Below are 10727 nucleotides of genomic sequence, written 5' to 3' on the forward strand. Positions count from 1 at the left end.
ATGCTGAAATCTAAAAAAAGTAGAGAAAAAGGATTTACGCTGATTGAGCTGCTCATCGCCATGGCGCTTGCCCTGGTTATTATAGGCGCCCTCTCCAGCGCCTTTGTCAGCCAGCGTAAGACCTATGCCGTCCAGGAGCAGGTTTCCGAGATGATCCAGAACGCACGAGCGGCCATGGATATGATCACTCGTGAAGTCAAGATGGCGGGTTATGACCCGGCAGAAATACCTATTGCTGGCATTCCTTACAGTGCGACACAGTTGGAACTCCAGGCAGATTTGAATGGTGATGGAGATACATCCGATTCAAATGAAGATATTATCTACACCTACCTCAGCGCGAATAAACAGATCGGTCGCAATACAGGAGGGGGTGCTCAACCACTTGCAGAGAATATTCAGGCATTCACTTTTCAGTACTACGATATGAACGGCGCAGCCACCACGACAACGGCCGATATCCGTCAGATTAAGATCATCATCACCGCGAGGACCTCTGAGCCGGACCCCGACTATTCCGCTAACAGCGGCTACAGGACCTACACCTTAACCTCATATGTAACCCCGCCGAATCTTGACTTGTAAAGGGAAGGCCCAATATAATGAGACGATTATCAGATACCAAATGCAGCTTGCCTCTTTTAAGGCCTGTGAACAGCCATGAAGACGGTGCTGCGCTTATTATCGGCCTGATGTTTCTGGCTATCCTGGCGCTGGTGGGGAGCACCGCCATGGTGCTGACATCAACGGATTTGCAGATCGGCGGCAATTTCCGTGTCAATACGCAGGCCTTCAATGCTGCACAGGGAGGGCTGGAGGAAGCGAGGGAACGCCTCAAAGGAACCAGTTCCACGCCCAATTTTGTGGGTGATCCGGCTGCCACGCCCAATGCATGGTGGTCTGCATACATCCGAACGGATGCCTCCTGGCAGGTATCCGATGACCCCACCTACGATAGTAACTACGACAATAATATTCACGACAGCCTGCAGAGCGATATCCCTTATTTTGTTAAGATCAGGCATAAGAGAGAGTATGACGCGGAGCAGGCGGGCCATACCGTATCGTCAGCTCATTATTATGACGGTGACGGGGCCACGGCAACCCACACGCAGGCCTCCCCCGGAAACATCGTCTATTACGGCTACGGGGACGCAACTGATCCGGCAAAAGCCTGCCAGTTTACCGGAACGGCCGGAGCGGGGTCCACGCCTGTCGAAATCATAACTGCTTATAAAAAGTCCGGCAGCGAGTGGTCCAAGGCATTGGAACTCGAGGTCGTAAGGCCCATCCCGCCCCCGATAACGTCCACCCTATACAGCAAAGGCGATATCACTTTTAACGGCGGCGGCTCGCAAAATGTCTACGGCGAAGATAATTGCGGGTCCGCCGGGGCCCTTCCGCCGGCCTATACAAAGGATCCTTCAGTTTCAGTTGAGAACTCAACGCCCGATTATACGGGAGATCCCGCCGAACCGGTCGAAGGGTCCACCGATATCGATATCTCAGGCTATTTGGAGGACATGAAGGATTCGGCTACCATAATAATAACAAGCGATCAAAATGGCGCGACTTACGGCAGTTCGACCGATTTTGTCTCTTGTTACTGCGACGCAACCAGCCTTGTCGGTGGGCTGAAACTGCAAAACGTTACCGGCTATGGGGTGTTGCTGGTGGAAGGGGACTTAACCCTGGGGGGTGGGTTCAATTGGAGTGGTATCGTTTTGGTGACGGGGACGCTCACCTTCAACGGAGGTGGTTCGGGAATAAACATCTTCGGTGCTGTTCTGGCCAATCAGACGATTGATATTAATGGCGGATTGGATCTGCGCTACGATAGCTGCATGATCTCATCTTCATTCATCAACCAACCGCTGAAATCCAGAATCTGGCTGGAAACGTCCATGACCATGGCGATGTCGGTCTTGGAATAACGCTCCTTTCTGCAGGTTGGCAATCCGTCCATGGAATTGCCGACAGGGTATCTGACTCAGAAGTCCGAAAGTCTTCCGCCATGTCCCGCCTTCGGCGGAAATCCAACATCCAGAAAACTTGTTCTGTCATAATCCCTCAGCGATCCCTCAATCTCGAAACATCCTTCACCTCGTCCAGCATGGCATATACTTCAAGCAGATGTTGTGAGAATATGCCGGCCAGGCGGTCCGATAGTACTCCCTTTCTGAATCCAAGCAGTTCGTCTGCAAATGTATGAAGCTCTTCTTTTGTCATTATGGGGACTTGTCGAAATTTCTCTTTGAGCAGGTCGAACTCCTTTGCATATTTATCGATCAACTCATTATTTTCTTTTTCAGAACCCTTCCCGGTTTCTTCATGGTCTTTAATTTCCTTTCCTTCTTTGACAATTTTTCCTTCCCCGGCAGCTTCTTCTCCCATCGTCTTCCCCTTCGCTGCATCCTCAGGCGCCCCCTCGTTCGCCCTTTCCTCCTCAACAGCGGGTGCCTTTATGTCAAGCGGTGTCTCATTTTTTTCAGGGATGTCTATCTCTTCTATCTCACGGACGCGGTCTTTTTGAATTCCGAAGACCCCTCCATAGCGTTTGAATTTTATCTGGTCACCTTCTTCAAAGTAGCGATCGGTGACAAACCGGGTGCCGTCCTTGAGGTGAATGACATAGTCGGCAAAAGAAAAGGAGGGGTATGCCAGAAAAACGGCGAGGGCGATGGCGGTCGGTATTTTTTTCATGGGGCGTTCCTTTGTTGGAAGATAGAAGCTGAAAGCTCAAAGGTGAAGGGTGAAAGTTAAAGGGCAACTCAGTTAGCCGGCTGCATGTGTCATTTCAAACTGCCAGTTCCCAGATAAAAAGAAAATATTTATTAAATGTTTCTATGGCCTAAATAATATAAAATAGGACTTTGAACCTCTTGTTGAGCGTGATATAAGATGCATGGGTTACGCAAAAAATGTCAGCATGCTGCCGAAAAATGTCAGTATAATGATAAATATTATTGCCGATTAAAAAATAGTCCGCTGCACGCCGCCTTTGCCGGGACATATATATGTCTATAACGGGTTCAATGTATTCATAATTTTCAAGAATAACGAAGTCAAGCGCCCGGCTCGGCATGGTTGTTGCGTACTCGACTTAACCATGGATGATTCAGGGTAGTGTTCTGTCTGACAATAGAGAGTGCCATCACCCGATTTTACCGTCTGGATGAAAATACATCAAATCGGCATCAGAGTGCAATGCGTTAAAGCTGAAACGCGCCTGGGTCTTTTTTTAAGAAGTGGGCGGGGAAATTCCATGGGATTTGCAAAAACCTTTGAAAACGACCGTGGGGCCGCTCTTGTAATCGCTCTGATGTTCCTGGCCATCGTAGCGCTGGCAGGGAGCACAGCCGTCATTCTGACCTCGACCGACATCCAGATCGGGTCCAATTACAAATCAAGCTCATCGGCTTTTTACAATGCTGATGCGGGCGTAAATTTCGCATTAGCCAAGATGAAGGCGGGCCTCACGGCAAACCCGAAGACATTCCAACTCCCCACCGTTGTCTGGGACCCTGACAATCCTACCGATCCCAATTCATTCACTGTGTTGACATCTGCTCCATTCGCGGCTCCAGCCGGGTTCTCGTTTTCCTATGAGGCGCCCGGTGTGACAATGATCGCCAATAACATCTTTACTTTCACCGCTATAGGGGCCAATCCGGATGATACCGAGGCCCAGGCCGTCATAACCGCGACCTTCTCGCCTTCCGGCTTATTCAATTACGGCATCTTCGGCGATCTCGGCGTAACCCTCAGCGGAAACGGCAGAACCGACAGCTATGATTCATCGGCAGGTCCATATACCTGGGCAACGCACAATAACGAAGGCGACGTGGGCACCAACGCGATCACTGCAGGCGCCATCAGCCTTTCAGGGAATGCCAAGGTTTATGGAGACGCAATGGCGGGGAAGGGCGGAAATCCAGCCACTTGCGTTACCACCAGCGGCAATGCCGCAGTCGTCCCTCCCGGACAGAAATTGGCCGCGGATGAACAAAAAGACATGCCGGCCATAACAGATCCCGGAGGCGGGACAAACATCCCCGCCTGGAACCTCTCAGGGAATAGCAGCGATACGCTATCGGGTGGGACTTATCGTCTCCCCGGGATCAGCATCACCGCAAATGCCACGGGCACAATTAGCGGCCACGTTATTCTATACGTTACTGGAAACATCAACATTTCAGGAAATGGAAACTTGGTAATCCCGGCAGGCAGTTCTCTGACCATCTATGCTTCGGGATCCGTGAGCATCAGCGGAAATGGGATCAGCAACAATACCGGCTATCCCAAGAATCTTCAAATCTATGGGACATCAACCTGCAACAGCGTGACCGTAAGCGGCAATGGAAACGTCTATGGGGCTATTTATGCACCCTCAGCGACGGTGAGCGTTACGGGAAACGGCGACATCTATGGGTCGGTCATCGGCCGCACAATAGCCATACCGGGAAATGGAAATGTGCATTATGATGAAGACCTCCAGAATACAGGACCTATATCGGGCCTCAAACTCCTCACTTGGAAACAAGAATCATAGCGGCCGGATACCATTCCTCCTGCCGGATAGACAGTAAACTCCCATTAGATCCATTTTAAACACGGCGCTACGGAGTGTCTGCAATCACTCGGCGTTTTCAGTCTCCTCCCACCAGGCAGGGAGCGTGCCTCCATGTCTTGCTTTGACCTCTTTTTCCAAATCCGATAAATCGCTGGATAGCTCCGAAGCCCTTCGAAATTCAGCATCGATGATGCCCTGCTCGCCGGTCTCCTTGGCCCTTTTATAACGCTCAAGTGCTTCTTCCAGTTTTTCAACCAACGCCTTCTTTCTTTCCTTATAGACTTTCTCAGGATCGAGTTCCTCCTTGCCAATTTCTTTGGCCGCGGCCTCGGATTGTTCTGCTTCTCTGGTCTCCGTCTTTTCCCCGCGCATTTTTACTTCCTCGATCCCCTGGGCTTCCGCGGCCTCGCCTTCTCCAGTCCCATCCGCCATTTTTACTTTATCTTCTGCACGATGTCCGATTGTTGGAACGCCCGGACCGGCACCCACTTCGGTTTCCTCGGGCAGGTCTTCTATCTCTTCGATCTCACGGACCAGGGCCTTTTCAATCCCGATGGTCCCCCCGTAACGTTTGAAACGAATCTGATCCCCTTGTTCATAGTATTGGTCCGTGACGAATTTGGTTCCGTCATGGAGGTGGATGATGTAGGCGGGGAAACCTGTGGCGGGGAAAAGAAAAAGGGCAGCGGCGATGGCGGGCAGGATCTTTTTCATGGGCGTTCCTTCCGTTTCTATTCTCAGACCCCAGTACCATTTTCCGAAGCTACCCTGTTTAAATACGCTGCGCTGTCCTTCGGTCCCAGTTAAACAGAAAAATAAAGTTTAACGGGATAAAAATTGAACAGGGCAGGCGGGTAAACAGAGCCCCGGAGTCACAGAGAGGTGTTTCGGGTTGTTCAACGAGTTGCTCTTTTGGAGAAACTGGAAGCTCAAAGGTGAAAGCTGTCCGGATGCGGTGTGCCGGGTTATGGTTAAGCTTTATCTCCTTCAGAAAGAAAATCCTTTAGAACCAACGCTGAGATTTCAGCGACTTTTTTCAGTTGAATGTCATTGGTAAGGAAGGCATCTGCGTTGACTTCCATGCTTGTTGCAATCTGGATCGCATCCATGGATTTCAGGAAGCCGTATTGACCCCTTAATTTTCCTGCTCTTTGAGCGATTTGAGATGTGATTTCAAGGATAGTGATGTTGTTCCCGGCCATAAGAAAATTGGAGAAAATATCTGCCAGGGATTCGTTTCCCATGGCAATCGGCTTGGGCAGGACCTCAACGAGCGTCATAACCGATGAATAGGCCGCTAACCGGCCCGACTGAAAATCCCTCACGACTTCTGAAACCAAAGGTCCATAATTGGGGTGGGCTTCAATGTAGTAAATGATTGGGGCTGTATCCAAAAACAGGGACGATATTCCCTTAAGATATTGAGCCAGGCCCATCAACAACGGTCCTCACGCATCCTGTTTACATAGACCTGGGCGTCCTCTCCGGCCCAGAGTCCCTTGCCGAGTCCGTACAGTGCCGACCAGTCATATCGTAATTGAGACTTTCGGCTCTTAACCGCTAATTGACGAGCAAGACGTTCCATCAATTTGATGTGTTCATCCAGCGATAAAGCTGCTGCCTGCTTTTCTATGTTAATTAGCTGGGTCTGTGACATTTCATCTCTCCTCTGATGGGAAGGCTGTTGATATCGCAGCAAATCGGGACCAGCCTACGCTTTCTGAACTCTGTCAGACTACCCCTTTTCGCTGTTAATGTCAAGCAGCTAAAATTAAAGGTTTTTTGGCATATTATGGTATCACGAGGGTGCGGAGAACTTGAGATGGATGACATAGGCGGCGAAGCCTGGGGCAGGGAGGAGGAGAAAGAGGGCGGCGGCGATGGCAGGCAGGATCTTTTTCATGGGGTGGTCCTTTGTTGAAAGCTCAAAGCTAAAAGCTCAAAGATCAAAGATGACAGATGAATCTCCAGGACGTCATCATTCCTGACTCAATCAGATACGATTCTACATGTTCTTCAAGCATCTGGCACTGCTCGATGATATCTTTGGGCATTTCTTCCGTTATCAATTTGTCAATTCCATATCCGCGTCCTCCCATAATTTTCGCGTGGAAGGCCGGGACGAGCTTCGGTTTTTCGGTTGAGCGAGATCCCCTTTGGCGATAGGTGCGTATTGAGACGTTTAGGGATCAAGTTGGTGCTGATGTGATTAGGCGCTATCGTCCCCTTTCTTCCAATTTTCAATCTGTAAACCATCCACTCTTTCAAAATGGCGGACATTATCTGTGACCAGGACCAGGTTTTCTACAAGGGCAATAGCAGCTATCAAAATATCGGCGTCTTCGATCAGAGTACCTCTTTTTTTCAAATACGCATAAATCTCCGCCGCCTTTTGTATGGTTTCTTTTCTAATGGATATGAGTTCATTCTCCTCGATGAATTTGTCGAATTCTTTCAACTTTTTTCTATTTCCGAGGTCAATCAGGCCCCTCAGAATTTCGTAGTACGAGATGATATTAATGCTGAGCCAGTCAAAGGGGATCAAGATACTCAGAGACTTTCGTTAGAACGTTTAAGTCGTTTTTGAGAAAGGCAGTGATGATATTCGTATCCAACGTACATCTTTTCATAATTCAACTTTTCTTCGCATAAAAAGGCTTCTCCTTTTGATGGATTCATCGAACTGTCTCTCTTCTTGCTGTGTCAAATCCGAAAGAAGCCCGGCATAAGCCAAAATCTTTGATTTTCGTGCTTTTTTAAGGACTTTAACTGTAACATGTAGCTTGCTGTCTTTACTTATGTTCAGTTTATCAATAATTCCTTTCGGAATGGATAGGTGGCCATTTTCAAGCAACCTTCCTGAGTATTCTTCCTGCATGATTTAGCACCTCCTTGTGTGGGCAGCGTGGGCAGCACTGTTCAGTTATTCGGTTAAGTGAACCGTGACGACGTCGTGTCCAAGCCGGCGAAGTTCCTGGACCGTAGGCAGGGGAAAATTTTCATCGGCGAGAAAGCGATGCATTGTCAAGCCGTCTCGTTCTCATCGATCTGCTGATCGATTTCGTCCCTGTGCAGCCGATAATATCCCCAGGCATTAACCAAGTCTTCAGCGCGCAAGCCTGGATAATTGTTCAAAAGTTCAGCCTCGCTGGCCCCCAATTTCCGTGCTCGAACAAGCACCCATACCGGAATTCGGGTACGCAGAATGCAGGGTTCTCCACCTGCTACTCCCGGATCGTTTTCTATGCCGGGAAACGCACCATCGAAATCGCGAGCTATCCATCGAAGCAATTGTGCCTTTTCACCCGGCGTCATCGATGAAATAAGACCCTCGGCTTCCTGTAGCGCTATCATTTCTTTCTACCTCCTAACTTGATGCATTCGTAAAAAGTCGTCACCCCGTTGAAAAACGGGGTCCAGAGGTTTTGTAACTGATTGAATCCCGCTGTTGCGGGACTGGATTCCGGCTTTCGCCGGAATGACGAAAAATGACATTTCCTGACTTTTTACGAGACCATCTAACTTAAATGTGGAAGGCCCGTTTTTTAAGAAACAAGTGATTGCATATATTGCGAAAGGCGAATGTCGGCACATCTGAATGCGGCTACCAGTTGTTTACTCTCCCAAAGGGCAATTTTCTCACCCTGATGCGTTTGTCCTCAAAAATAACCACAGCACCATCTTCAAGTGCATCGGCAATGGAAGCCAAATTTTCGATTAGCAGAGAAACTTGCTTTTCCGGCCATCTTTGGGTTCCTCTTCTGAATAATATCACAGAAGGCTTGGCCTGTCCCCGCAAAGCCAGAAGTGTACCGAAATCCGTGTCCGCGGATACAATTATCAGCCCTTCAATAGCTGCGAACTCAAATATGTCCTCATCGTCAGCGTCTTGCATACCATAGTCCCTTACATGGACAGCCGCAAATCCTTTGGCTCTCAGCCTTTCCGCAACATACGGTGAAAGAGCGTTATCGATAAGGAATTTCATGCGACATTCAAAAGAGGGATTTGGCGCTCGGTGACAGCTTCTGCTGCAAATTTAAGGGATTCCCTGATATCTTCGACTGTTAAATCGGGATAAGCCTTTAGGATGTCCTTCTCAGTCATTCCGTCCGAAACCATTCCGACGACCGTCGCTACTGGAATGCGCAACCCTCTGATACAAGGAACACCTCCCATTTGGCCCGAACTTATCGTTATACGTTCATACCTCATGACTAATCTCCTTTCCAAAATGCTTATCCTCTGTGAGCAATATCCTCCCCTGGTTGAAAGCGCTGAGCAAAACATCATCGTAATTACGGCCGGGACGCTCTTCAGCTATTCAGTTGAGCGCCGGCCCTGGAGGATTGAAGACTTCTGCGCGTCTCAGCAGGGCGGGCAGCCCGGAATTTGTGCGCTCTGGCAGTTTATGCCGTGGGAGTTTAAAAGTCAAGTGGCTGAAATTGGTTGTTTTTACAAGTGTTATCTCAGGATGGCGATGTTCGGGGATACGGGGGCAGTGGATACCTGGGCCCCATAAAAGCCTTGACAAACAGACCAAGTCTGGATAGAGCTTGTGCGCCGGCACAGCGACCCGGAGGCTGATTGATAATGAGCTGGATTTACTGGACAACTGTGATTCAGGGACCGGTTTCATACCCGGATCGCCACGAGAAAACAATCAACAAGGAGACGGAAAGGAGGCTGCAATGAAAAAGTATCGATATGTGATGGTGTTGGTTGTGCTTGGGTTTGTCTGGTGCGGGATTCCGGCGTGGGCCGAATCTCCTGAGGTGGTGGTGGGTTCCGTAACGCCGTTGACCGGCAAGCTTTCCGTCTATGGCGAGGGGTTCCAGCGGGCCATGCACCTGGCCCTCGATGAGGTCAATGCCGAGGGGGGCATCAACGGAAAACCCCTGAAGATCTTTTTCGAGGATAACAATTCCACCTCCAAGGGGTCTGTTTCGGCCATCCAGAAGCTTATTACGGTCAACAAGTTTCCCATTGTCTTCGGGCCGGCCGCCAGCTCGAATTTCCTGGCCGTCTGTCCCATTGCCCAGCAGAACCGGACCATCCTGATAGGCGCCGAAAGCGCTGCGGCCGAAATCACCAAGTGCGGGTCCTATGTATTCCGGGTCTTTCCATCGGATCTTCTTCAGGGGATCGGGGTGTCCGAGCTGGCCCGGTCCCTCGGGTATGACGAAGTGGTGCTGACCTATGTGAATAACGACTGGGGCGTCGGTCTGGCCGAGGTGTTCAAAGAGAAATACACGTCCAAGGGGGGGCGGATTATTGATGAGTTTGCCCATGACGAGGGGAAAACCGACTATCGGAGTGAGGTCCTGAGAATCAAGAAGGCGAATCCCAGGGCCGTGGTTAATCTGACCTATATCAAGGAAGGGGCCATGCTCCTTCGCCAGGCCTATGAGGCCAACGTGACCGTTCAGTGGCTGATGGGATCCGCCTCCAAGTCGCCGAAGCTGGTGGAACTGGCCGGCGGCGCGGCCGAAGGGGTCATCGGCACCTATCCGACATTCTCACAGGAGACGCCGGAATATCTGGCCTACAAGAAGGCCTGGGATGCAAAATATCCCGGGAACAAGATGCCGATCTTCGGTGAGTATAATTACGATATGGTGAAGCTCACGGCAAAGGCCCTCAGGCTGGCGGCATCCATGGATCCCGATACCCTTCGCGAGGCCCTGATGACGGCGAGCAAAGGCTATGTGGGGGTGACCGGCGACAAGACCTTTGATGAAAACGGCGACGCCGGCGCGGTATACGGCCGCTGGACCGTAAAGGACGGCGTTATCGGAGATTACGCGAAGTAAATTAAGAATTAAGAATTATGAAATGAATTCTCAATTCCCTATTCCGCAGATTCATAATTCTACATTCATAACTCTTAATTTCCAAAAGGTGAAGTATGCCGACAGACCTGAAAGATAGGACGGAAAATTATGCGTTGAGGATTATCCGGTTGTTCAGGTCTCTGCCGCACTCTACTGAAGCTCAGGTGATCGGGAGGCAATCTTTGCGCTCCGGAACATCGGTGGGGGCTAACTACAGGGAAGCCTGCAGGTCAAGATCCAAGGCTGAATTCATTGCCAAACTGGGGGATTGTCTGAAGGAGCTGGACGAAACCGACTACTGGCTGGGCTTACTGGTGAAA

15 protein-coding genes are annotated in these 10727 nt (G+C 50.0%); 5 read left to right on the forward strand and 10 right to left on the reverse strand.

All coding sequences use genetic code 11. The annotated features are described in order from the left end of the window. The gene (locus K9N21_12395) at positions 1-585 is read left to right on the forward strand and encodes a prepilin-type N-terminal cleavage/methylation domain-containing protein (GenBank protein MCF8144708.1); all 585 of its coding nucleotides are present in this window, start codon (positions 1-3) and stop codon (positions 583-585) included. Positions 586-602: 17 nt separating this feature from the next. Beyond that, complete coding sequence (locus K9N21_12400; GenBank protein MCF8144709.1) at positions 603-1934, forward strand: pilus assembly PilX N-terminal domain-containing protein; 1332 nt, start codon at positions 603-605, stop codon at positions 1932-1934. A gap of 136 nt (positions 1935-2070) precedes the next feature. Here the strand turns inward: K9N21_12400 and K9N21_12405 are convergent, their stop codons facing one another. After that, positions 2071-2703, reverse strand: a complete 633-nt coding sequence (locus tag K9N21_12405) for a YgdI/YgdR family lipoprotein (protein MCF8144710.1) — start codon at positions 2701-2703, stop codon at positions 2071-2073. 562 nt (positions 2704-3265) lie between these two features. On the opposite strand from K9N21_12405, the gene K9N21_12410 reads away from it, so the two are divergent. Continuing rightward, the gene (locus K9N21_12410) at positions 3266-4552 is read left to right on the forward strand and encodes a pilus assembly PilX N-terminal domain-containing protein (protein ID MCF8144711.1); all 1287 of its coding nucleotides are present in this window, start codon (positions 3266-3268) and stop codon (positions 4550-4552) included. Between the two features lie 84 nt (positions 4553-4636). Here the strand turns inward: K9N21_12410 and K9N21_12415 are convergent, their stop codons facing one another. The 9 genes from K9N21_12415 to K9N21_12455 form a co-directional block, all read right to left on the reverse strand. Further along, on the reverse strand, positions 4637-5287 hold the full coding sequence (locus K9N21_12415) for a YgdI/YgdR family lipoprotein (GenBank protein ID MCF8144712.1): 651 nt from the start codon (positions 5285-5287) through the stop codon (positions 4637-4639). Positions 5288-5544: 257 nt separating this feature from the next. Then, a complete protein-coding gene (locus K9N21_12420; protein ID MCF8144713.1) occupies positions 5545-6009 on the reverse strand; it encodes a type II toxin-antitoxin system VapC family toxin in 465 nt (154 codons plus the stop codon). Continuing rightward, positions 6009-6230 (reverse strand): hypothetical protein, encoded by a 222-nt coding sequence (locus tag K9N21_12425; protein ID MCF8144714.1) that lies wholly within the window; start codon positions 6228-6230, stop codon positions 6009-6011. Before K9N21_12425 ends, K9N21_12420 begins: the two co-directional genes overlap by 1 nt. 552 nt (positions 6231-6782) lie before the next feature. Beyond that, positions 6783-7118, reverse strand: a complete 336-nt coding sequence (locus K9N21_12430) for a PIN domain-containing protein (protein MCF8144715.1) — start codon at positions 7116-7118, stop codon at positions 6783-6785. 81 nt (positions 7119-7199) lie between these two features. Further along, positions 7200-7451, reverse strand: coding sequence for a hypothetical protein (locus tag K9N21_12435; GenBank protein MCF8144716.1), 252 nt, complete (start codon positions 7449-7451; stop codon positions 7200-7202). 45 nt (positions 7452-7496) lie between these two features. Then, positions 7497-7595 (reverse strand): DUF5615 family PIN-like protein, encoded by a 99-nt coding sequence (locus tag K9N21_12440; protein ID MCF8144717.1) that lies wholly within the window; start codon positions 7593-7595, stop codon positions 7497-7499. 2 nt (positions 7596-7597) lie between these two features. Next, complete coding sequence (locus K9N21_12445; protein ID MCF8144718.1) at positions 7598-7927, reverse strand: DUF433 domain-containing protein; 330 nt, start codon at positions 7925-7927, stop codon at positions 7598-7600. A gap of 250 nt (positions 7928-8177) precedes the next feature. Then, a complete protein-coding gene (locus K9N21_12450) occupies positions 8178-8561 on the reverse strand; it encodes a DUF5615 family PIN-like protein (GenBank protein MCF8144719.1) in 384 nt (127 codons plus the stop codon). Next, positions 8558-8788, reverse strand: a complete 231-nt coding sequence (locus tag K9N21_12455; protein ID MCF8144720.1) for a DUF433 domain-containing protein — start codon at positions 8786-8788, stop codon at positions 8558-8560. The genes K9N21_12450 and K9N21_12455 overlap by 4 nt, the downstream gene beginning before the upstream one ends. A 476-nt stretch (positions 8789-9264) precedes the next feature. Between K9N21_12455 and K9N21_12460 the strand changes: the two genes are divergently transcribed. Next, positions 9265-10386: an ABC transporter substrate-binding protein gene (locus tag K9N21_12460; protein MCF8144721.1), complete on the forward strand. Its 1122-nt coding sequence runs from the start codon at positions 9265-9267 to the stop codon at positions 10384-10386. A gap of 95 nt (positions 10387-10481) precedes the next feature. Continuing rightward, a partial coding sequence (locus tag K9N21_12465) for a four helix bundle protein (GenBank protein MCF8144722.1) occupies positions 10482-10727 on the forward strand: 246 nt, incomplete at its 3' end.

This window comes from Deltaproteobacteria bacterium (genome assembly GCA_021737785.1).
Classification (GTDB): Bacteria; Desulfobacterota; DSM-4660; order Desulfatiglandales; family Desulfatiglandaceae; genus AUK324.

Excerpts from the sequence above, each read along its gene's own strand:
- K9N21_12460 (MCF8144721.1), top strand. The coding sequence starts at position 9,265 with ATGAAAAAGTATCGATATGTGATGGTGTTGGTTGTGCTTGGGTTTGTC.
- K9N21_12410 (MCF8144711.1), top strand. The coding sequence starts at position 3,266 with ATGGGATTTGCAAAAACCTTTGAAAACGACCGTGGGGCCGCTCTTGTA.
- K9N21_12405 (MCF8144710.1), bottom strand. The coding sequence starts at position 2,703 with ATGAAAAAAATACCGACCGCCATCGCCCTCGCCGTTTTTCTGGCATAC.
- K9N21_12420 (MCF8144713.1), bottom strand. The coding sequence starts at position 6,009 with ATGGGCCTGGCTCAATATCTTAAGGGAATATCGTCCCTGTTTTTGGAT.
- K9N21_12440 (MCF8144717.1), bottom strand. The coding sequence starts at position 7,595 with ATGCATCGCTTTCTCGCCGATGAAAATTTTCCCCTGCCTACGGTCCAG.
- K9N21_12400 (MCF8144709.1), top strand. The coding sequence starts at position 603 with ATGAGACGATTATCAGATACCAAATGCAGCTTGCCTCTTTTAAGGCCT.
- K9N21_12455 (MCF8144720.1), bottom strand. The coding sequence starts at position 8,788 with ATGAGGTATGAACGTATAACGATAAGTTCGGGCCAAATGGGAGGTGTT.
- K9N21_12445 (MCF8144718.1), bottom strand. The coding sequence starts at position 7,927 with ATGATAGCGCTACAGGAAGCCGAGGGTCTTATTTCATCGATGACGCCG.
- K9N21_12395 (MCF8144708.1), top strand. The coding sequence starts at position 1 with ATGCTGAAATCTAAAAAAAGTAGAGAAAAAGGATTTACGCTGATTGAG.
- K9N21_12425 (MCF8144714.1), bottom strand. The coding sequence starts at position 6,230 with ATGTCACAGACCCAGCTAATTAACATAGAAAAGCAGGCAGCAGCTTTA.
- K9N21_12415 (MCF8144712.1), bottom strand. The coding sequence starts at position 5,287 with ATGAAAAAGATCCTGCCCGCCATCGCCGCTGCCCTTTTTCTTTTCCCC.
- K9N21_12435 (MCF8144716.1), bottom strand. The coding sequence starts at position 7,451 with ATGCAGGAAGAATACTCAGGAAGGTTGCTTGAAAATGGCCACCTATCC.
- K9N21_12450 (MCF8144719.1), bottom strand. The coding sequence starts at position 8,561 with ATGAAATTCCTTATCGATAACGCTCTTTCACCGTATGTTGCGGAAAGG.